Annotated in this window: 15 protein-coding genes; 8 read left to right on the top strand and 7 right to left on the bottom strand. The window is 72.0% G+C overall.

The genetic code is table 11. The features are described from left to right. Position 1: 1 nt before the first annotated feature. The 3 genes from QSK36_RS30215 to QSK36_RS30205 all read right to left on the bottom strand — a co-directional run bounded on the left by QSK36_RS30215 (position 2) and on the right by QSK36_RS30205 (position 2,917). On the bottom strand, positions 2–412 hold the full coding sequence (locus tag QSK36_RS30215; RefSeq protein WP_183537056.1) for an effector-associated constant component EACC1: 411 nt from the start codon (positions 410–412) through the stop codon (positions 2–4). A 141-nt stretch (positions 413–553) separates the two neighbouring features. Further along, positions 554–2,050 (bottom strand): sugar ABC transporter ATP-binding protein, encoded by a 1,497-nt coding sequence (locus QSK36_RS30210; protein WP_285784704.1) that lies wholly within the window; start codon positions 2,048–2,050, stop codon positions 554–556. A gap of 66 nt (positions 2,051–2,116) precedes the next feature. Then, positions 2,117–2,917 (bottom strand): DeoR/GlpR family DNA-binding transcription regulator, encoded by an 801-nt coding sequence (locus QSK36_RS30205; protein ID WP_205825793.1) that lies wholly within the window; start codon positions 2,915–2,917, stop codon positions 2,117–2,119. Positions 2,918–3,259: 342 nt separating this feature from the next. Here QSK36_RS30205 and QSK36_RS30200 point away from each other — a divergent pair, with 342 nt between their 5' ends. The 5 genes from QSK36_RS30200 to QSK36_RS30180 all read left to right on the top strand — a co-directional run bounded on the left by QSK36_RS30200 (position 3,260) and on the right by QSK36_RS30180 (position 10,660). Continuing rightward, positions 3,260–5,809, top strand: coding sequence for a PA14 domain-containing protein (locus QSK36_RS30200; protein ID WP_285784703.1), 2,550 nt, complete (start codon positions 3,260–3,262; stop codon positions 5,807–5,809). A 226-nt stretch (positions 5,810–6,035) separates the two neighbouring features. Beyond that, complete coding sequence (locus QSK36_RS30195; protein ID WP_183537060.1) at positions 6,036–7,106, top strand: ABC transporter substrate-binding protein; 1,071 nt, start codon at positions 6,036–6,038, stop codon at positions 7,104–7,106. A 119-nt stretch (positions 7,107–7,225) separates the two neighbouring features. Next, a complete protein-coding gene (locus QSK36_RS30190) occupies positions 7,226–8,755 on the top strand; it encodes a sugar ABC transporter ATP-binding protein (protein WP_285784702.1) in 1,530 nt (509 codons plus the stop codon). Further along, the gene (locus QSK36_RS30185) at positions 8,748–9,698 is read left to right on the top strand and encodes an ABC transporter permease (protein WP_139575104.1); all 951 of its coding nucleotides are present in this window, start codon (positions 8,748–8,750) and stop codon (positions 9,696–9,698) included. Before QSK36_RS30190 ends, QSK36_RS30185 begins: the two co-directional genes overlap by 8 nt. Next, complete coding sequence (locus QSK36_RS30180; RefSeq protein ID WP_139575103.1) at positions 9,695–10,660, top strand: ABC transporter permease; 966 nt, start codon at positions 9,695–9,697, stop codon at positions 10,658–10,660. The genes QSK36_RS30185 and QSK36_RS30180 overlap by 4 nt, the downstream gene beginning before the upstream one ends. Positions 10,661–10,881: 221 nt before the next feature. On the opposite strand, the gene QSK36_RS30175 is transcribed toward QSK36_RS30180, so the two are convergent. Beyond that, positions 10,882–11,334 carry a winged helix-turn-helix transcriptional regulator gene (locus QSK36_RS30175; protein WP_285784701.1) on the bottom strand — a complete coding sequence of 151 codons (453 nt, stop codon included), beginning with the start codon at positions 11,332–11,334 and terminating at the stop codon, positions 10,882–10,884. 90 nt (positions 11,335–11,424) lie between these two features. Between QSK36_RS30175 and QSK36_RS30170 the strand changes: the two genes are divergently transcribed. Beyond that, positions 11,425–12,018: a dihydrofolate reductase family protein gene (locus QSK36_RS30170; RefSeq protein WP_285784700.1), complete on the top strand. Its 594-nt coding sequence runs from the start codon at positions 11,425–11,427 to the stop codon at positions 12,016–12,018. Positions 12,019–12,198: 180 nt separating this feature from the next. Here the strand turns inward: QSK36_RS30170 and QSK36_RS30165 are convergent, their stop codons facing one another. Both QSK36_RS30165 and QSK36_RS30160 read right to left on the bottom strand, forming a co-directional pair. Next, positions 12,199–14,445: a glycoside hydrolase family 3 C-terminal domain-containing protein gene (locus tag QSK36_RS30165; protein WP_285784699.1), complete on the bottom strand. Its 2,247-nt coding sequence runs from the start codon at positions 14,443–14,445 to the stop codon at positions 12,199–12,201. 178 nt (positions 14,446–14,623) lie between these two features. Then, entirely contained in the window at positions 14,624–16,981 is a 2,358-nt protein-coding gene (locus QSK36_RS30160; RefSeq protein ID WP_285784698.1) for a beta-xylosidase/alpha-l-arabinosidase, read from the bottom strand. 307 nt (positions 16,982–17,288) lie between these two features. Between QSK36_RS30160 and QSK36_RS30155 the strand changes: the two genes are divergently transcribed. Together QSK36_RS30155 and QSK36_RS30150 are read left to right on the top strand one after the other, a co-directional pair. Continuing rightward, positions 17,289–18,332, top strand: coding sequence for a LacI family DNA-binding transcriptional regulator (locus QSK36_RS30155; RefSeq protein ID WP_285784697.1), 1,044 nt, complete (start codon positions 17,289–17,291; stop codon positions 18,330–18,332). A 616-nt stretch (positions 18,333–18,948) separates the two neighbouring features. Next, complete coding sequence (locus QSK36_RS30150) at positions 18,949–20,208, top strand: MFS transporter (RefSeq protein WP_182899095.1); 1,260 nt, start codon at positions 18,949–18,951, stop codon at positions 20,206–20,208. Positions 20,209–20,217: 9 nt separating this feature from the next. On the opposite strand, the gene QSK36_RS30145 is transcribed toward QSK36_RS30150, so the two are convergent. Next, positions 20,218–20,853 (bottom strand): class I SAM-dependent methyltransferase, encoded by a 636-nt coding sequence (locus tag QSK36_RS30145; protein WP_285784696.1) that lies wholly within the window; start codon positions 20,851–20,853, stop codon positions 20,218–20,220. Between the last annotated feature and the right edge of the window lie 240 nt (positions 20,854–21,093).

Here is a 21,093-nt window from a genome sequence, read left to right as displayed (position 1 = left end):
GCTATCCGCCCGAATGCCGCCGGATGAAGGCGCCGATCAGCTCGCGCCGCTCGGCGGCCGTGGCCCGCTCGAGTTCGAGGGAGTCGCCGTCGACGGTGACCACGATCCGGTGCCGTGCCGCCTGCCGGTCGAGCCAGTCCTGCAGCACGCCGACCAGCGCGGTGAACACGCCGCCGGAGGCGCTGAAGGCCACCAGGAGCGCGCCCACGGTGACCGGGTCGGGGCTTTTCGCCCCCACGGGCGCCGGGCCGCCGGGCGCCGTCCGGATCGACTCGACGCCGACCTCGCTCAGCTCCCGGCGGAGCCTCCGGGTGAGCCGGTCGTGCAGGTCGGCGTCCATGTCCACGTCCGCGTCCGGCAACAGCTCCACGCGCATGCCGATCACGCCGCCGGCCTCCGGACTTCCGTTCATCCCCGCCCCCTCGCCCGCGCCGCGCGGGCGGAGCCCGTGTCGCCCTGCTATCGTCGTCCGCCCCTGCTGCCGTTACAACACGCGCCGTTACAGCACGTCCTTGTCGGAGCACGCGGCGGCCACCGGTTCTGCGGCGAGGGCTCAGCCGGCGGCGAGGGCCCCCATGATGCGGTCCTCGCTGATCTCGGGCCCGGCCAGCTCGCCGACGACCGCGCCGTCACGGAGGACCACGACGCTGTCGCAGTTCTCCACCAGTTCCGACACGTCGGAGGAGATCAGCAGGATCGCCAGCCCGTCCACCGCCAGGTCGTCGAGGAGCGACCGCATGGCCAGCTTGGTCGCGATGTCGACACCCCGGCTGGGCTCGTCGAGCAGCAGCACCTTCGGGTGCATCGCCAGCCAGCGGGCCAGCAGCACCTTCTGCTGGTTGCCGCCGGACAGCTCCCCGGCGGCCTGCCGGGGCGACACGGCCTGGATGCCCAGCCGCCGCATGAACGTGGAGACGATCCGGTCCAGGTGCGCGTCGGAGACGATCCCCGCGCGGGACAGGCGGGGCAGCGCGGCCAGCGCGATGTTGTCGCGGACCGACAGGGTCGGCACGATGCCCTCCACCCGGCGGTTCTCCGGCACGAGCCCGACACCGGCGCGGATCGCGTTCCTGATCGACCACTTGCCCGCGGGCGCGCCCGCGATCGTCACCTCGCCGGCGTCCACGCGCAGCGCGCCCGCGATCGCCTTCGCGGTCTCGCTGCGCCCCGCGCCCCGCAGCCCGCCGAGGCCGACCACCTCCCCCGTACGCAGGGCGAGGGAGACGTCGCGGAGCACGTGGCGGCGGGTCAGCCCCCGGGCTTCGAGCAGGGGCTCGTCGGCGGGCGGGCCTGCGGACTCGCCGGTGACGGCGGCGTCCGCCCCCTCGGCGTGGAAGGGCCTGCCGAGCAGGAGCGAGACCAGCCTGCGGCGGTCGAGGCCGGCGAGCGGTCCTGTGTGCACCACCCGCCCATCACGCAGCACGGTCACCCGGTCGCAGATCTCGTAGAGCTCGTCGAGCCGGTGGGTGACGTACAACACCGCCCGGCCCTCGTCGCGGAGCCGGGAGATCGCGCCGAACAGGACGTCCAGCTCGTCGCGCTCCAGCGCGGAGGCGGGTTCGTCCATGACGACCAGCCGCGCGTCCGCGGACGCGGCCCGGGCCAGGGCGACGAGCTGACGCGCGCCGTCGCCGAGCGAGCCGAGCGGCCGGCGCGGGTCGGCGCGCAGGCCGTAGGAGGAAAGCAGTTCGGCGGCCCGTGCGTGCATGGCCGCGAAATCGATCAGACCGAAGCGCCCGCGCGGCTCCCGGCCGAGGAACAGGTTGGCGGCGATGCTCATCGTGGGGACGAGCCCGGCGTCCTGGTGGATCGTGGCGATCCCGAGCCGGGCCGCCTCGGTGGGGGAGGAGAGGGCGATCTCCTCCCCGAGGTAGCGCAACCGGCCGGCGTCCGGCCTGCACACCCCCGAGAGCACCTTGACCAGGGTCGACTTGCCCGCGCCGTTGCCGCCGACGAGCGCGTGGACCTCCCCGGCCCGCAGGGCCAGGGTGACGTGGTCGAGCGCGGGCGCGCCTTGAAAGCTCTTGCAAATACCTGCGGCCTGCAGCACGGTTGCCTCCGCCTCGAATGGTGAGCCCGGCAGGAAACAAACCCGTAACGAGGCCGTCACATTCGATCAAATGTGGGCAACGTGCAGGCGTACGCCCTTGCCGCCCAGCTCGTCGAGCACGTCGCGCGGGGCGGCGTCGTCGGTGACCAGGTGGTCGATCTGCTCGGCGGACACGGTCTGCACCATCGCGTCGATGCCGATCTTGGTGTGGTCGGCGAGCACGACGACCTCCTCCGCGGCGGCGGCCAGGGCCTGGTCGACGCAGGCGACCTGCATGTTCGGGGTCGACAGCCCGCGGTCGGCGGTGAGCCCGTTGCCGGAGATGAAGGCCCGGCGCACGCGCAGCCCGGCGAGGGACCGCTCGGCCGCGCTGCCGACGAGGGCGAGGATCGGCCCGCGCAGCGTGCCGCCCGTCAGCATCACCTCGATGCGCGGGGAGTTGGCGAGGGCCTGGGCGACCAGCAGCGAGTTGGTGACCACGGCGAGCTCGGCGTGCCTGCTCAGCCTGCGGGCGAACTCCTGGGTGGTGGTCCCTGGGCCGATGACGATCGCGTCCCCGTCCTCGACCAGCGACGCGGCCAGGTCCGCGATGGCGGACTTCTCCGCCGAGGAGAGCGTCACCTTCTGGACGTAGCTGGCCTCTCTGTTCAGGTCGCCCGGGAGGGTGGCGCCGCCGTGGTGCCGGTTGAGCAGGCCCTCCGACTCGAGCGCGCGCAGGTCGCGGCGTACGGTGACCTCCGACGACTGCACCGCCTGGGCGAGCTCGCGCAGCGAGACGGCGCCGTTGGCCCGCACCAACTCCAGAATGCGCTGGCGGCGCTCGGCCGCGAACACGGGCCGGCGCCCGTCGCTGTCCGTGTCGACCACGCCCCCACCCTCCGCTGTGACCGGATCCGATCATAGTCGACCAGCCAAAGTGCCGCAGCGCTGACCGGAAATGAACGAATCTGATCTGATCTCTTGACCGGATAGCATCCGCGATGCTTATTTGAGGGCGATAACCGACTCGATCCTGTCCGAATCTGATCGGTCCCGTTCGGAAGGCGCGTTCCCCGCGTGCCTCACGTCCGCGGGTCCGATCTCGACCCTCCCCCCACGTCATGGCAGGTGGTCGCCGGCGCGCCGTGCGGAGCGCATCGCCGCGCCGGCCGCACGCGGCCACGCCGTACGGCGCGTCCGCCCGCCCCCTGCCCGCAGGAAAGGATCCCTGTGAGAAAGCCCATCCTCTTACTGCTGGCCGTCGTTCTCGGCGCCGTCTGGCAGGTCGCGGGGCAGGGCCCCGCGACCGCCGCCGGCGCCGAGCGGCACGGCCTGCGCGGCGACTACTACCTGTCCTCGGCAGCAGGGAAGTTCGACTTCGCCCAGCTCAAGGCCACGGTGATCGACCCGGATCTCGAGCTGCCCGACCTCAACCCGGTCTTCACCTCGCTGACCGGGCGGGAGGACGACGTCACCGTGCGGTGGACGGGCCGCATCCAGCCCGCGTACTCCGAGGCGTACACCTTCTCGGTCATCGGCGACAACGGCTTCCGGCTCTGGGTGGACAACACGCTCGTCGTCGACCACTGGGTGGACGACTGGGACAAGGAGCAGACCGGCACCCCGATCACCCTGCAGGCCGGCCAGAAGTACGACATCAAGGTCGAGTATTTCGAGCACTTCGGCGGCGCCAACCTCCACCTGCGCTGGCAGAGCGCCAGCCAGCCCAAGCAGGCGGTGCCGGCGGACGCGTTCTACCTGCCCGAGGGCTTCGACCCGCCGGGGCCGGCCGGCGCCGCCGTCGACGCGGCGGGCGACACCGCCACCCTCGACTTCGGCGACACCGCGCTCGCGGCGCTGCCCGCCGGCGCCGCCGAGCACTTCGGCCTGACGGTGGCCGGCACGAAGTGGCAGGTCGCGTCGGCCGCCCTCGACGGGACCACGAAGGTCACGCTGAAGCTCGCCTTCCCCATCCCGCGCCTCGCCGCCGACATCCGGGCTTCCTACGACGGCAAGGGCGGCCTCGCCAAGGCGGACGGCACCGCGATCGAGGCGTTCACCTGGGTGCCGGTGTCCAACGGGTCCACCTACGTGCTGAAGACGCGCTGGTCCGACAAGGTGGACGCGAACAACCCGCTGCCCGAGTACCCCCGCCCCCAGCTCGTCCGCGACCGCTGGCAGAACCTCAACGGCACCTGGCAGTTCGCCGCCGCCAAGGAGGGTGAGGCGCCGCCCTTCGGCCGCGACCTCGGCGAGCGGATCGTCGTGCCCTACCCGGTGGAGTCGAGCCTGTCCCGCATCGGCCGCCACGAGGACCGCATGTGGTATCGCCGCACCTTCGAGGTGCCGGCCTCCTGGAAGAAGGACCGCGTCCTGCTCCACCTCGACGCCGTGGACTACGAGTCGGTCGTCTACGTCAACGGCAAGCAGGTCGGCACGCACAAGGGCGGCTACGACAGGATCACCGTGGACGTGACCGACGCGCTCACCCGAAAGGGCCCGCAGGAGCTGGTCGTCGGCGTGACCGACCCGACCGACAACGGCCGCCAGCCCATCGGCAAGCAGCGGCTCAACCCGGGCAGCATCTGGTACACCCCGGCTTCCGGCATCTGGCAGACCGTCTGGATGGAGCCCGTCGGCACGACCCACATCGAGGCCGTGGACACGATCCCCGAGGTGCTCGGGCAGTCCCTGCGGGTGAAGGTCAGGGCGAGCGGCGACGCCACCGCCGTCGTCACCGCCCGCGCCGGCAAGCGCGTCATCGGGAAGGTCTCCGGCCCGACCGGCACCGAGCTGGCCGTGCCGATCCCCAACCCCCACCTCTGGTCGCCCGACGACCCCTACCTGTACGACCTCACGGTCGAGCTCAAGGGCGGCGACAAGGTGGAGAGCTACTTCGGCATGCGCTCCATCTCGGTGGGCAGGGTGAACGGCACGACCCGGGTCCTGCTCAACGGCGCGCCGGTCTTCCAGTTCGGCCCGCTCGACCAGGGCTACTGGCCGGACGGCATCTACACCGCGCCGACCGACGAGGCCCTGCGGTACGACCTGGAGCAGACCAAGGCGCTCGGCTTCAACATGGTGCGCAAGCACATGAAGGTGGAGCCGGACCGCTGGTACGCCTACGCCGACAAGCTGGGCCTGCTCGTCTGGCAGGACATGCCGTCGATGTTCGGTGCGGCGAGCGCGGCCGACAAGACGCAGTTCGAGAGCGAGCTGAAGGAGATCGTCGACGAGCATCGCAGCAGCCCGTCGATCGTGATGTGGGTGCCGTTCAACGAGAGCTGGGGCCAGTACGACATCTCCAGGATCGCCGACTACGTGGAGAGCCTGGACCCCTCCCGGCTCGTGGACAACATGAGCGGCATCAACTGCTGCGGCGCCCAGGACGGCGGCAACGGCGACGTGATGGACTACCACATCTATCCCGGACCCGGCAGCCCCGGTAAGCCCGGCTTCTTCCGGGCGTCGGTGCTCGGTGAGTACGGCGGGCTCGCCCTGCCGGTGATCGGGCACACCTGGACCGGCGGCGGCTGGGGCTACGCGGTCGAGACCGACGGCGAGGCGCTGACCAAGCGCTTCCTGGAGATGGACGACGCCCTGCGCACGCTGCACGCCTGCAACGGCCTGAGCGCGGCCGTCTACACCCAGACGACCGACGTCGAGACCGAGATCAACGGCCTGATGACCTACGACAGGGCCGTGACCAAGCCGGACGTCAAGCGCCTCCACGACGCCAACACGGCGCTCACCGGAGAGATCCTTCCGGTCTGTGCCTGATTCTTCCCGGGCCTGATTGAGGCCTCCCACGGCCCGGGCCTGATTGAGGCCTCCCACGGCCTGGGCCTGATTGCGGCCTCCCACGGCCATGACCGACCGCCGACCCGCTCGGCACAGCGGCGGCCCGGACAGCACATCCGGGCCGCCACCCCCCACCCCCCACGGCGTGTCGTCCTCCTGACCGCCGGACGCGCCGTGGCACCCCCCGATCGGAAGAAGGATCACCATGAAGTCATATCCCCGCGGGGCCGTCGTCGCCCTCGCCGTGCTGCTCGGCGCGGCCGGCTGCGCCAAGTCGGAGACCCAGGCCACGGCGGGCCCCAGCCAGGCGGCGTCCGCGCAGCAGCAGGTGGTGCAGACCCCGGCGGGCTCGGCCGGCCCGACCTGCACGCTCGACCAGTTCGGCGGCACGAAGTTCGACCTGAAGACCGCCACGGTCGGCTTCTCCCAGTCGGAGAAGGAGGCCAACCCGTTCCGCATCGCGGAGACCAAGTCCATCAAGGACGAGGCGGCCAAGCTCGGCATCGCCGACCTCAAGGTCACCAACGCCCAGTCGCAGTTCTCCAAGCAGATCACCGACGTGCAGCAGCTCATCGCCCAGGGCGTGAAGCTGCTCGTCATCGCGCCGCTGAACTCCGACGGCTGGGAGCCGGTGCTCCAGCAGGCCGCCGCCAAGAAGATCCCCATCATCACGGTCGACCGCAAGATCAACGCCAACCCCTGCAGCGACTACCTGACGTTCATCGGCTCGGACTTCTACGAGCAGGGCAAGCGGGCCGCCGACCAGATGATCACCGCGCTGAGCGGCAAGGGCAAGGTGGCGATCCTGCTCGGCGCGCCGGGCAACAACGTCACCACCGAGCGCACCAACGGCTTCAAGGACCGGATCAAGGAGAAGGCGCCCGACATCCAGATCTCCTTCGAGCAGACCGGTGAGTTCGCCCGGGAGAAGGGCCAGCAGGTCACCGAGCAGCTCATCCAGTCCAACCCCGACATCAACGGCATCTACGCCGAGAACGACGAGATGGCGCTGGGCGCGGTGACCGCGCTGAAGGGCGCGGGCAAGGAGCCGGGCGCCATAAAGATCGTCTCAGTCGACGGCACCCGCAGCGCCGTCCAGGCCATCGCCGACGGCTGGCTGCACGCGGTCGTCGAGTCCAACCCCAGGTTCGGGCCGCTCGCCTTCGAGACCGCGCAGAAGTTCCTGGACGGCCAGCCGATCCCCGACAAGGTCATCATCTCCGACCGCGAATACGACGGCTCCAACGCCGAGTCGTCCCTCGGCGAGGCCTACTGACCTGCCACAGCCCGTCACGGACGCCCGCGCAAGCCCGCGTGCGTCCCGGGCCTCCGCACGCACTCGCGCGCGGAGGCCCGCGCGAGGAAGGGAACTCATTGAGCCAGTCCGCTGCACCGGTGCTCGAGGCCAGGCAGATCAGCAAGCGCTTTCCCGGAGTGGTGGCCCTCGACGGGGTGTCCATCGCCCTCCTCCCCGGCGAGGTGCACGCCCTCGTGGGCGAGAACGGCGCGGGCAAGTCCACGCTGATCAAGGTCTTCACCGGTGTCCACCGCCCGGACGGCGGTGAGCTGATCTACAACGGTTCGCCGGCGGCCTTCGGGACGCCGCTCGACGCGCAGCGCGCCGGGATCTCGACCATCTACCAGGAGGTCAACCTCGTCCCGATGATGAGCGTGGCCCGCAACCTGATGCTGGGGCGCGAGCCGCGCGGCCGCCTTGGCGTCATCGACACCGCCAGGATGTACGGCGAGGCGGAGCGGATCCTCGCCGGATACGGCGTCGTCACCGACGTACGGCGCCCGCTGCGCACCCTCGGAATGGGTGTCCAGCAGATGGTCGCCCTGGCCAGGGCCGTGGCGATCGACGCCCGCGTGGTCATCATGGACGAGCCCACCTCGTCCCTGGAGCCGCGCGAGGTCGAGACGCTGTTCTCGGTGATCAGGAAGCTCAGGGACGACGGCATCGCCGTCGTCTACGTCAGCCATCGCCTCGACGAGCTGTACGAGGTGTGCGACCGGGTGACCGTGCTGCGTGACGGCCGGGTCGCGCACACGGGCCCGCTCGCCGAGCTCGAACGGCTGAAGCTCATCGCCCTGATGCTGGGCCGTGACCTCGACGAGGTCAGGACCGGCGGCCTGACCAGGTTCTCCCGCGACCGCCGCCACGCCCGGGAGCGGGACGGCGCCGCGCCCGCCGTACGGGCCGAGGGGCTGACCCGGCGGCAGGTGCTGCGCGGGGTGGACGTCTCGGTGTGGCCGGGGGAGGTCGTCGGCCTCGGCGGGCTGCTGGGAGCGGGCCGAAGCGAGACGGCCAAGGGCATCGTCGGCGCGCTCCCGCTGGACGCGGGCCGGGTGCTCGTGGCCGGCCTGCCCCTGCGCACCGGCTCGACCACGGCGGCGATCAGGGCCGGGGTCAGCCTGCTGCCCGAGGACCGCAAGGCCGAGGGCATCATCCCGGCGCTGTCGGTCAGGGAGAACATCGCGCTCGCCGCCCTGCCGTCGCTGTCGCGGGCCGGCGTCGTCTCCGACGCGAAGATCGACAAGGTCGTCGAGGTCTTCATGCGCCGGCTCAGGATCAAGGCGGCCTCGCCGCACCAGCCGGTGCAGGAGCTGTCCGGCGGCAACCAGCAGAAGGTCCTGCTCGCGCGGTGGCTCGCCATCCGGCCGAAGATCCTCCTGCTGGACGAGCCCACCCGCGGCATCGACGTGGGCGCCAAGGCCGAGGTGCAGGCACTCGTGGACGAGCTGGCCGAGGAGGGCCTGGGCGTGTTACTGATCTCGTCTGACCTGGAGGAGCTGGTGGAGGGCGCCGACCGGATCCTGGTGCTGCGCGAGGGCGCCGTCGTCGGCGAGCTGTCCGGCGACGACGTCACGGAGGACAAGATCATGGCGTCCATCGCCGAACGAGGAGCGGAGTCCGATGGCTGAAGCGGTCGCACCGCCCGGGCGGCGGGTGCTCGCCTGGGCCCAGGAGTACGGCGTCTACGCCGCGGTCGGCGTCCTCCTGCTGTTCAACGTCCTGTTCACCCCCCACTTCCTCGATGTGGCGAACTTCCGCACCCAGCTCGTGCAGGTGGCCCCGATCGTGATCGTGTCGCTCGGCATGGCGCTGGTCATCGGCACCCAGGGCATCGACCTGTCGGTCGGCTCGGTCATGTCGCTGGCCGCCGCCCTCGTCGCCCTCTACCTCGGGTACGGCGCGTGGCCCGCGCTGCTGGTCGCCCTCGTCGGCGGCGCGGTGGCCGGGACGGCGGGCGGCGCGCTGGTCGCCTACGTCGGCGTGCAGCCGATCGTGGCCACGCTCGCGCTGCTGGTCGGCGTCCGGGGCCTGGCCAACGTGCTCGTGCCGCAGCTCGTCGAGTTCCGCAACCCCGACCTGATCGCGCTCGGCAGCAGCTCGCTGTCCGGAGTGCCGGTCATCGTGGTCATCGCGGCCGTGCTGACCCTGCTGATGGCGTTCCTGGTCCGCAGGACGACGTTCGGCAGGCAGGTGGTCGCGATCGGCGGCAACCGCGCGGCCAGCGAGCTGTCCGGGCTGCCCGTCCGCCGGGTGCTGCTGCTGGTCTACGTGATCTCCGGGGTGCTGGCCGCGCTGGCCGGGGTGCTCGCGACCGCGCGGCTGCAGGCGAGCGATCCGACCTCGCTCGGCCTGTTCATCGAGCTGTCGGCCATCACGGCGGTGGTGGTGGGCGGCACGCCGCTGAGCGGCGGACGGATCCGGGTGCTCAGCACGGTCATGGGCGCGCTGCTCATGCAGCTGCTGTCGGCCACCCTCATCAAGCACAACCTGCCGCAGTCGTGGACGCAGATCGTGCAGGCGGTCATCATCCTGGCCGCCGTTTACGCCACCAGGGAGCGAGGAACCCGATGACCGGATCGCCCGGACGCGAGCAGGTGAGCCGCGTCCTCCAGCAGCACGGCGCGCTGATGGTGCTGGCGGCGCTGGTGGTCGTCGGCAGCGTCGCCTTCGACTCCTTCGCCACCGCGGGCAACGCCGCAAGCGTTCTCGTCTCCTCCTCCTTCACCGCGATCATCGCCATCGGCATGACCTTCGTGATCATCAGCGGCGGCATCGACCTGTCGGTGGGGTCGCTGTTCGTGTTCGGCGGGGTCCTCGCGGCGTACGGCTCGCAGTACGGGTTGTTCGTCGCGCTGGTGCTGCCGCTCGCCGCGTGCGGGCTGGTGGGGCTCCTCCAGGGGCTGCTCATCGCCAGGACGGGAATGGCGCCGTTCATCGTCACCCTGGCCGGGCTGCTGGGCGTGCGCGGGCTGATGCTGGCGATCTCCAACGAGGGCGCCACGACCTACCTCGTGAAGGACTCCGCGTTCGCGCGGCTCGGGCAGGGCGGTGTGTTCGGCCTGACCTGGCCGGTCTACATCACGGCGCTCCTGGCGGTGGCCGCCATGGTCCTGCTCCAGCGGACGGCCTTCGGCCAGAACGTCTACGCGGTCGGCGGCAACGAGCCGGGGGCCGCGCTGATGGGCGTGCCGGTGGCCCGGACGAAGGTCTACGTCTACCTCATGTCGGGCCTGCTCGCGGGCCTCGCCGGCGTGCTGAACGCGGCCCGGCTCTCCTCCGGCGTCACGATCCTCGGCATCGGCCTGGAACTCGACGTGATCGCCGCGGTGGTGATCGGCGGCACGCTGCTGACCGGGGGAGCGGGCGGCATCACCGGCACGATCGCCGGCGTGCTGCTGCTCGGGGTGATCCAGAGCCTGATCAACCAGGTGGGCAACCTGACGTCGGCCTTCCAGCAGGTGGTCAGCGGCCTGTTCCTCGCCCTGGTCGTGGTGGCCCAGCGGCTGCTCGGCAGAGCCCAACGGCTCGGCTGACCGAGATGCTGCTGACGGCCACGGGACAGGGCCTGCTGGTCGCGGGGCACGAGACCACCGCGAACACTGCCCGAGCCCGTACGCCGTGAGCGCGCGGACGTGAGCCGCCTGCTCATCGTGCACATGCTGGCCGAACGCGAACGCGCGGTGCACGAAGGAGGCGACCCCGTCCGCGCCACCTGGCACGACGCGGCGCCCGGGGAGTTCCGGACCCGCCTCGGTCAGACGGCCGCGCCCGGGCCCGGCAGCGGATCGACGTCGCCGCCGTGCATCGGCTCGCCGCAGTGGGCACAGCGCAGCTCGGGATGGCTGATCTCACCGCACGCGTGATGGCGGTAGAGCACCGGCGGCCCGGCCTCGCCCGCGAGCCATCGGTCCCCCCAGCTGGTCATGACCATGAGCAGGTCGACCAGCTCGGAGCCCTTGGTTGTCAGGTGGTACTCGTAGCGCGGCCGCCGGTCGTAGGGGCGGCGCTCGAGCACGCCCTGGTCGACGAGGTAGGTGAGCCGCTCGGTCAGCACCTTGCGCGAGATCCCGAGGTCGGCCTGGAGCTGGTCGAACCGAGTCATGCCCACCCACACATCGCGCAGGATCAGCGGCGACCAGGGCTCTCCGATCACGTCGAGGGTGCGCGCGATGGAACAGGCCATCTCCCCGAACTTCGTGCGTTGCATGAGAACAGTCTAGCAATCGGAGTTCCCTCAAGGAACTTGGGCTGTTACTCTCATGGAGTCTCTTCAAGGAACTCAAAGGGAGTCGGCGAGATGAGCAAGGTCTTCAGCGCCCACGCGGTGTCGGTCGACGGTTACATCACCGGGCGCGACCCGGGGGCCGGGCGCGGGCTGGGCGACGGAACGATGCTGTTCGACTGGTACTTCGACGGCGACACGCCCAGCGGGGTGTTCGACGGGTTCACGTTGAGCGGGCCCAGTGCCCGGATCTTCGACACCCTCGCCGGACGTGTGGGTGCGGTCGTGGCAGGGCGCAACACCTACGAGGACTCCGACCGTTTCGGAGGCGGCAGCCCGCACCCGATGGCCCGGCTGTTCGTCCTCAGCCATCGGGCGGCGCCCGAGATCGGCGAGACGCAGACCCTGATCACCACCGGCATCGAGGACGCGATCGCGGCGGCACGCGAGGCCGCCGGGGGCAAGGACGTCGCCCTCATGGGCGGCGGCGTGCTGACGTCCGCGCTGGAAGCGGGCCTGGTCGACGAGGTGATCCTCCACCAGGTGCCCGTTCTGCTGGGCGCCGGTCACCGCTTCTTCCAGGAGCTCCCGAAGCACGTGCGCCTCCGTCTGCTGGAGGCCGTCCCGGCCCCCGGCGTGACCCACCTCCGCTACGAAGTGGCCCGATGACCCTCGTAATCACCGTCCAAGGCGGTCGCCGGCGTCTTCTTCACCAGCCCGGGTACGCGCAAGGCACGCAACCTTCGCCGCGACCCCCGGCTGGCACTGTCCATCGCGCCCGTGGACAACCCGTTCGAGCCCGTCGTCGTCCGTGGGAAGGCCGTCGAATGGCTCGAGGGCGACGCGGCCTCAGGCCGCGGCGCCGTCCGACCCGCCCAGTTCCACCAGTTCCCGCAGGGTCGCGTGGGGGATGTCGATGCCGGCGAAGGTCAGGAACCGTCCCATCGGCATCGACGAGGCCATCCGCAGCCCGTTCTCGTCGTCCTCCTCGGGCCGCGCGCCCTTCCCGCCGCTGAGGACCCGCAGGAGAGCCGGCCCGGCGAGCGGGTGCGAGAGCCACTCGCCGAGCGTCGAGTCGAGCGACACCACGGGGACGAGTGAGTCGCCGCCGAGACTGATCGTCGTCTCGGCCACGACGGACGAGGCGTTCTCGCCGATCTGGATCGTGTAGTCGCCCTCCGCGACGACCCACCGGCCGAGCGGGACGTCGTAGTACGCGAACGCCCGCCGGTCGAGAGGAAGGGTGACCGTGCGCGACTCGCCGGGGGCGAGGGAGACCTTCCTGAAGGCCCGCAGCTCCCGAACGGGCCGCCGTACGGGACCCGCGGCGGTGGACACGTAGACCTGCACCACGTGCTTGCCCGCCCGATCGCCGGTGTTGGTCACCCTCACGGTGACGGTGGCCCTGTCGTCGCCCGTGCGAACGACCGTGAGGCCGCCGATCGCGAACGTCGTGTAGCTGAGGCCGTGGCCGAACGGGTAACGCACGGGCAGCTCGACCGTCTCGTAGTAGCGGTAGCCGACCATGACGCCCTCGCCGTAGCGCACGTGCCCGGCCTCGCCGGGGAAGTTGAGGTAGCTCGGCGTGTCCTTCAGCCGCATCGGGATGCTCTCGGCGAGGCGCCCGGAGGGGTTCACGGCGCCGAAGAGGAGGTCGGCGACGGCGGAGCCGCCCGCCTGGCCGAGCAGCCAGCCCTCCAGCACGGCGTCCACGTCGTCGTGCCAGCCCTCCAGAGAGACGACGCCGCCGTTGGACAGGACGACCACCGTACGGCGGGCCGCGGCGGCGACGGCGCGGATCAGCTCGACCTGGACGGCGGGCAGGTCGATCGTCTCCCGGTCGAAGCCCTCCGACTCCTCCCGCTCGCCCAGGCCGGCGAAGACGACCGCGACGTCGGCGGAGGCGGCGGCCTCGGCCGCCGCCTCGCGAAGCTCCCGCGCGTCGCCCGATCCGTCCAGCGAGAACCCCTGGGCGTAGGCGACGTCCGGGGCGAGGGCGCGGATCGCGTCGAGCGCCGCGTCGACCCGGGTGGCGTTGATGTGGGAACTGCCGCCGCCCTGGAACCGGGGCCTGACGGCGAACTCGCCGATCACGGCGATGCGGGCTTCCGCCGAGAGGGGGAGCGTGCCGTCCTCGTTCTTGAGCAGCACGGCGCATTCGGCGGCGAGCTCGCGGGCGAGCGCGTGGTGGGCGTCGGTCTCGAACGCGCCGGCGACCCCGCCGCGGCGTTCGGTGAGGGCGACGACGCGGCGCACGCTCGCGTTCACGACGGCCTCGTCGAGTTCGCCCGCGCGGACCGCGTCCACGATGCGCCGGTCGCTCGCGCCGCCGGTCCCCGGCATCTCGAGGTCCAGTCCCGCGGCCAGCGCGGCGACGCGGTCCTGGACCGCGCCCCAGTCGGAGACGACCACGCCGGTGAAGCCCCACTCGCGGCGCAGGACGTCGGTGAGCAGCCACCGGTTCTGTGAGGCGTGGACGCCGTTGACCCGGTTGTAGGAGCACATCACGGTGGCGGGCCGGGCCTGGGTGACCACCCGCTCGAACGCGGGGAAGTAGATCTCGCGCAGCGTGCGCTCGTCCACGTCGGCGCTGACCCGCATGCGCTCGGTCTCCTGGTTGTTGGCGGCGAAGTGCTTGACCGACGCGCCGGGTCCCTCGGCCTGCAGCGCGGCGACGTGCGCCGCCGCCAGGACGCCCGAGAGCAGGGGGTCTTCCGAGTAGTACTCGAAGTTGCGCCCGCACAGCGGCGAGCGCTTGATGTTCACGCCGGGGCCGAGCACGACCGCCACGCCGAGGGCCCGGCCCTCCCTGCCGACGGCGGCGCCGATCCGGGCGGCCACTTCGGGGTCCCAGCTCGACCCGACCGCCGCCGCGGGCGGGAAGCAGGTGGCGGGGATGCTCTCGTTGATGCCGAGGTGGTCGGAGCCGCCGGCCTCGCGGCGTACGCCGTGCGGCCCGTCGCACAGCGTGATGGACGGAATCCCGGCCTCCTCAAGCGGCTTGGTCGTCCAGAAATCCCGGCCCGACAGCAGCGAAGCCTTCTGCTCCAGGGTGAGCGCGTTCAGCGCGAGCGCGTCGAAGTCGGTCCGGGCCATCGGGGAGGCTCCTTTCACGGGGGTGGTTCACATTGTTTCCTGCCCCGGAGGGGAGCAGCGGCGGACAGGAGCGGTGGGGCATGTCTTCCCCCGGCCGGGGGACGCGGGGGTCGCCGAGCGCGGCGGCGGGACGGCGGTGCGGCGGGCGGCCCGGCCGCCCGCCGCACGCGTGTCACGGTCAGGAGGCCGGTTCCGGCACCCGCGCGTGGGTGGTGAGCCGCCGGGCCCGGCCGAGCACGACGGTGTCGCCGGTCAGCAGGATCTCGGATCGCAGGGGGCGATCGGCGGCGGACGGGCCGGCGGTGAGCGCGATGACGCCCGGTTCGACGATCCTGCGCAGGACGGGATCGGTGTAGGAGAAGGCGTCGGTGGGGATCTCGAAGACCACTTCGCGGGTCTGTCCGGGCGCGAGCGGCACCCGGGCGAAGCCGACGAGCTGTGCGACGGGACGGGCCACCTGCGCCACCGGGTCGGAGGCGTACAGCTGCACGACCTCCTCCGCCGCCCTGGCACCGGTGTTGGTGACGGTCACCCGCGCCTCGACCGTGCCGTCTGTGGGGCACCGATCCGCCGAGGTCGCCATCGCGTCGTAGGTGACCGTCGTGTACGACAGCCCGTGGCCGAAGGGGAAGGCCGGGGTCGGGTCGGACACGGAGATGCCGTCGGTGCGCAGCCCCAGGGGCGGCTGCAGGTAGGTGGAGGGGTTGACGAAGGGGGAGCCGGGGATCTGGACGGGCAGGCGGCCCGAGGGCTCGACCCGGCCGCTGAGCACCCCCGCGATCGCCGTGCCTCCCTCCACGCCCGGCAGGAACGCCTGGAGCGCGGCGGCGGCACGGTCGGCGTAGGCGCCGATCGCGTACGGGCGGCCGGACACCACGACCAGGACGGCCGGCGTGCCGGTGGCCAGGACCGCCTCGACCAGCTCCGGCTGGACTCCGGGCAGGGCGAGGTGGGCGGCGTCGCAGCCCTCGCCGGAGGTGCCGTTGCCGAACAGCCCGGCCCGGTCGCCGACGAACAGCAGCACGAGGTCGGACTGTCCGGCCAGGGCGGCGGCCTCGGCGATGCCCGAGGTGTCGTCGCCCGACACGTCGGTGCCCCGCGCGTAGCGCAGGTCGGCATCGGGGAACTCGGCCCGCAGGAGGTCCAGGACGGGCGCGATGGGCAGGCCCATGCCGTGGTCGGGGAAGCGGTCGAGGACGTGGTTGGGGAAGGCGTAGCAGCCGAGCAGGGTCTGCGGGTCGTCGGCGCACGGGCCGATGACGGCGATGCGGGCGGTCGTCCCGGAGGCCAGCGGCAGTGCGCCGGTGGGGTTGCTCAGCAGCACGACGGAGCGTTCGGCGACGGTGCGGGCCAGGTCGCGGTTGCGGGGGCTGTCCAGGTCGACGTCGCCGGCGTCCTCGGGGACGAGGGGGCCGTCGCCGAGCAGGCCCAGCTCGATCTTCTGCCGCAGCACCCGGCGCACGGCCTCGTCGATCAGGGCCTCCTCCACGTGGCCGGCCCGCACCTGCTCGACCAGGCGGGTGCCGTAGCCGACCGTCTCGGGCAGCTCGACGTCGATGCCCGCGCGCAGCGCGATCGCGCCGGCGTGCGCCTCGTCGGCGGCGACGTGGTGGTTCATGGCCAGGAACGGCACCGCCCAGTAGTCGGCCACGACCGTGCCGTCGAATCCCCACTGGTCGCGCAGCACCCCGCGCAGCAGGCCGGCGTTGGCGCCGACGGGCACGCCGTCGATGTCGGTGTAGGAGTTCATGACCGAGCGGGCGCCGCCGTCACGAATCGCCGTCTCGAACGGCGGGAGGATGACGTCGGCCATCTCGCGGGGGCCGATGCTGACCGGGGCGTGGTTGCGGCCCGCCCGGGAGGCGGCGTATCCGGCGAAGTGCTTGAGCGTCGCGATGATCCCGGCGTTCTCCAGGCCGCGCACGTAGGCCGCGCCGATCTGGCCCACCAGGTAGGGGTCCTCGCCGAGGGTCTCCTCGACCCGGCCCCACCGGTAGTCGCGCACGACGTCGAGGACCGGCGACAGGCCCTGGTGGACGCCGACGGCGCGCAGGTCGTCGCCGATGGCCAGGGCCATCCGCTCCACCAGCGCGGGGTCGAAGGTCGCGGCCCAGGCCAGCGGGGTGGGGTAGGCGGTCGCGCCGTAGGTGGCGAACCCGGTCAGGCACTCCTCGTGCGCGATGGCGGGGATGCCGAACCGGTTGGCCGCGATCACCTGCTCCTGCAGCTTCCGCAGCCCGGCCGCCCCCTCCGCCGGGCTCACCGGCGCCGTGCCGTACACCCGGGTCAGATGGCCGACCCCGTCGCGCATCCGGTCGGCGAGGTCCGCGCCGTCCTTCATGAACAGGTCCTGCAGCGGCGCGACGTTGCCGCCTGTCCCCTCCGAGCCGGCGGGCGAGATGTCGACCCACACCGATCCGAGCTGGGCGACCTTCTCCTCCAGCGTCATCTCGGCCAGCAGCGCGTCCACGCGCTCGTCGAGAGGCCGGTCGCCGTCCCGCCAGGGCGCGAGCCCCGGCGCGTCTACGAATGTCATGACATCCCTTGCTTGTCGATCCGTCGCGTGGGCCTCGGCCCCGGAAGACGCCGTACGGGACCCAGGGGACGATCGGCCCGGCCGTACCCGCGCCGCGGCGGCGGCAGACGGCGGTACGCGAGCAACCGCATCGAGCGCCCCCTGCTCATCCGAACTGTCGTCTGAAACTGTGGTCCGAAAGTTTCCGAATCAGGACCGATAGTTTATGTGGACTCTAGGCCGGTGCGTTGGAGGCCGTCAAGGATCGGGCGGTGAGACATCCGAAACATTCGGGTTGGTGTCCGAAAGTTCGGGCTAAACTGCGGCCATGACGACGACCAGGGAGCCGACACCGCCGGACCGCACGCCCTCCCGGCCGCTGACCATCGCCCAGATCGCCGAGCTGGCGGGGGTGTCCCCCGCGACCGTCTCCAAGGTCGTCAACGGCAGGTCCGAGGTCGCCCCCGAGACCCGCGCCCTGGTGGAGGACCTGATCCGCGAGCACGGGTACCGCCGGCAGAAGAAGCGCCCCACCGCGGCTCCTCTCATCGAACTGGTCTTCAACGAGCTGGAGGGCGCGTACGCGATGGAGGTCATCAAGGGGGTCGATCAGGTGGCGCGCGAGCACGGCCTCGCGGTGGTCGTCTCCGAGTTGCAGGACCACCACCCTCCCGCCAGTGGCTGGATCGAGGGGGTGATCGGCCGCCGTCCCTACGGCGTGATCGTGGTCTTCTCCGGCCTCACCCGGGCCCAGCACGAGCAGCTCAGGACCCGGGACATCCCCGTGGTGCTGGTCGATCCCACCGGCGATCCCGGGCACGAGCTGCCCTCGGTGGGCGCGGGCAACTGGAGCGGCGGTCTGTCGGCCGCGCGCCACCTGCTGGAGCTGGGACATCGGCGCATCGCCCTCATCACCGGTCCCGCCCACGCCCTCTCCAGCCGCGCGCGGCTCGACGGGTTCCGCGCGGCCATGGACGCCGCGGGCGTGCCGACGGATCCGGAGCTCGTCCGGCAGGGCGACTTCAGCGCGGAGGACGGCCTGGCGAACGCCCGCTCCCTGCTCGCGCTGCCCCGGCCCCCGACCGCCGTGTTCGCCTTCAACGACGCGCAGGCCATGGGCGTGTACCAGGCGGCCCACGAGATGGGGCTGCGCATCCCCGACGAGCTGAGCGTGGTCGGCTTCGACGACCTGCCGATGGCGCAGTGGCTCATCCCCGCGCTGACCACGGTCCGCCAGCCGCTGACCGAGATGGCCGCCGCCGCCACGACCATGGTGGTCGCCATCGCCCGCGGGGAATCCCCGCCGCAGAACCGCCTGGAGCTCACCACCGGCCTCGTCGTGCGCGGCAGCACCGCCCCGCTCGTGGCGTGACCTTATCGTGACCTGAAGTTTCGGAACACAGACAGAAATTCTGGTGCCGAAGCCCTTCCTTCGGCTCCTGGCACCCATGGCCGGCGGCGCCGGCCACGTCCGCTGCCCGGCTGAGGCGCGGTGAGGTGCGCCGCGGGTGCGGGCTGTTCGCGCTGGAAGTTCCAGGTGCCGTGGCCCGCGACACCCCCCTGCTGTCATGGCGGGCGAGACGACCGGGCATCCTGGTCCCGACATACGGGACGTGTGGGCGGTCGCGTCGCCGGGCGGATGCGCGTGAGCGCCCAGCCGGTACGGGCCCGTTGACCGGTCCCCCTCCCGGCGCGCATTTCTCGGCAGAAACATTCGGCGCAAAGCCTAAATATTTCTGCTGCCGTCGGTGCTCGTCGAGGGGTCCCGAGGGGTGACCCCTGCCCTGTGCGTAGCGGAGCCGGGCGCTCGTCCGCTCGCCGAGCCGTGCGAGCAAACGAGGGCCGACCGCGTCCTCGACGCCATCGCCGCGCTCATCAGATCGCTCCCCGCTGGTTGATCAGGAAGGCGGCGGCCCGCTGCGGGCCTCGCAGGCAGCCAGAGTAAAGTACCCCGAATGTTCTATATGCCCAGATCGGCGAGGTAGAGGGTGGCGGGGGTACAGGCAGTCCTGAAGCGTGTCGCCCTCGACACCCGGCCCCTGAACATTCCGGCGTACCGGCGGCTGCTGGTGGGGCAGGGCGTCTCCTTCATCGGCTTCCAGCTCACCTCGGTGGCCGTGAGCGGGCAGGTGTACAACCTCACGGGGTCGTCCCTGTGGGTGGGCCTGCTCGGGCCGGTGAGCCTCGTCCCGCTGGTCGTCTTCGGCCTGTGGGGCGGCGCGGTCGCCGACGCGATGGACCGCCGCCGGCTTCTGCTGGCCGGCTCGGTGGTGGCCTGGCTGTCCACCGTCGCCCTGCTGCTGCACGCCTGGTCGGGGCTCGGCAGCGTCTATCTCATCCTCGCCGTCATCGCCCTGCAGTCGATCGGCTTCGCCGTCACCTCGGCCACGCGCGGGGCGATCATTCCCCGCATCGTGCCCACCGAGCGGGTCCCCGCGGCCAACACCCTCAACTTCCTCGTCAGCAGCATCGGCACGGTGGTCGGGCCGCTGCTGGCCGGGGTGGTGCTCGCCAAGGGCGGGTACGCCACCGCGTACCTCATCGACGCCGTCCTGTTCGGCGCCGGCTTCTACGCGGCCGTACGGCTGCCGACGCTGGCGCCCGTCGGCGAGATCTCCCGGCCGGGCCTGCGCTCGGTGGTCGACGGGCTCAGATACGTGGTGAGCAGGCCCGTCGTGCTCATGTCGTTCGTGGTGGACATCATCGCGATGGCGTTCGCGATGCCGAGGGCGCTGTTCCCGGAGATGGCGGCCGAGCGCTTCGGCGGGTCGGCGGTGGCGTTCGGCTGGCTGTCGGCGAGCATCGCCATCGGGGCGGTCGTCGCCGGCGTCTTCTCCGGCTGGGTCGGCCGCGTACGCCGCCAGGGGGTGGCGCTCACGCTCGTGATCGCCCTGTGGGGCGTGACGGTGGCCGCCGCGGCGCTGGCGCAGCCGTTGTGGCTGGTCGTGGCGCTGCTGGCGATCGGCGGCGCGACCGACCTCGCCTCCGCCGTCTGGCGGCAGACGATCCTGCAGACCTACGCCCCGGACGAGATGCGCGGACGCCTGCAGGGGGTGTTCATGGTCGTCGTCGCGGGCGGGCCCCGCCTGGGCGACCTGCGGGCGGGCGCCACCGCGGACGCCTTCGGGCTCGTGCCCTCCTGGGCGGGCGGCGGCCTGGTGTGCGCCCTGCTGGTCCTGGTGACCGGTTTCGGCGTGTCCGCCTTCCGGCGGTACGACGCCCTGGCGAGCCGTCCGGACACCCGCTGAACCCCAGTCTCAGGACCGGGCCTCGCCGCGTACGCAGAAGGAGATGGGGCTGCGGACGCGGGCGGGGAAGACGAAGCGCTCCAGCGACTCGACGGTGAAGCCGGCCTCCTCGACGGCCGCCACGCTGTCGCGGCCCGTGTGGCAGCCGCCGGTCAGGCACGGCCACACGGTCGCGTCCAGCAGGTCCTGCGCCCTGGCCCAGCCAGTGGGCCCGGCGCGGACGTGTTCGAGGAAGCGCAGCCGCCCGCCCGGGGCCAGCACGCGGCGGATCTCCCGCAGCCCGGCGACGGGATCGGGCAGCGAGCACAGCACGAACGACACCACCGCCGCGTCGAACCCGCCGCCGGCGGCCGGGAGCCGGTCGGCCAGGCCGCCGACGACCTCGATCCGCGCCCGCGCTTCACGGGCCGCCTGGCGGGCGGCCGCCCGCAGCCGCGGTTCGGGCTCGACGGCCAGCACGCCGGTGACGGACGGCGGATAGTGGGCGAAGTTCAGCCCGTTGCCCGCGCCGACCTCGATCACCCGGCCCGACAGCCCCGCCACCAGCGTCTCGCGCCGCCCGGACATGCCCTGCCGGTCGAGCACCTGGCTGAACCACGTGTAGAAGCGGGCGAACAGCGGATGGCTGACCCCGGTCGTCGGCATGGCGTCCCCCTTCCCGTCCCTCGTTCATTCCCGCCCGGAACGGACCCTCATGACCTGCGGCATTACCGAATTGGGGCGAAACGGTCGTGGTCGCCACCGGTCTTCGCGGGTACGGGCCCGTTGGACGACGCGGTGAACGAACGCGTGGACGCCGCGACGAGAGCGGCGACCGCCTCGCATCCGCGCCGGCACTCGCGGGCCGGCCCCACTTCGGGCGGCGTGACGCGGAAAGGAAACGAC

This window comes from Microbispora sp. NBRC 16548, assembly GCF_030268985.1.
GTDB lineage: Bacteria > Actinomycetota > Actinomycetes > Streptosporangiales > Streptosporangiaceae > Microbispora > Microbispora catharanthi.
The sequence above is the reverse complement of the archived record's forward strand: the minus strand, read 5'-3'. Positions and strand labels throughout refer to the sequence as shown.

Coding starts and splice junctions, on each gene's coding strand:
- QSK36_RS30215 (WP_183537056.1), bottom strand. CDS start 412: ATGAACGGAAGTCCGGAGGCCGGCGGCGTGATCGGCATGCGCGTGGAG.
- QSK36_RS30195 (WP_183537060.1), top strand. CDS start 6,036: ATGAAGTCATATCCCCGCGGGGCCGTCGTCGCCCTCGCCGTGCTGCTC.
- QSK36_RS30185 (WP_139575104.1), top strand. CDS start 8,748: ATGGCTGAAGCGGTCGCACCGCCCGGGCGGCGGGTGCTCGCCTGGGCC.
- QSK36_RS30180 (WP_139575103.1), top strand. CDS start 9,695: ATGACCGGATCGCCCGGACGCGAGCAGGTGAGCCGCGTCCTCCAGCAG.
- QSK36_RS30175 (WP_285784701.1), bottom strand. CDS start 11,334: ATGCAACGCACGAAGTTCGGGGAGATGGCCTGTTCCATCGCGCGCACC.
- QSK36_RS30170 (WP_285784700.1), top strand. CDS start 11,425: ATGAGCAAGGTCTTCAGCGCCCACGCGGTGTCGGTCGACGGTTACATC.
- QSK36_RS30165 (WP_285784699.1), bottom strand. CDS start 14,445: ATGGCCCGGACCGACTTCGACGCGCTCGCGCTGAACGCGCTCACCCTG.
- QSK36_RS30160 (WP_285784698.1), bottom strand. CDS start 16,981: ATGACATTCGTAGACGCGCCGGGGCTCGCGCCCTGGCGGGACGGCGAC.
- QSK36_RS30155 (WP_285784697.1), top strand. CDS start 17,289: ATGACGACGACCAGGGAGCCGACACCGCCGGACCGCACGCCCTCCCGG.
- QSK36_RS30145 (WP_285784696.1), bottom strand. CDS start 20,853: ATGCCGACGACCGGGGTCAGCCATCCGCTGTTCGCCCGCTTCTACACG.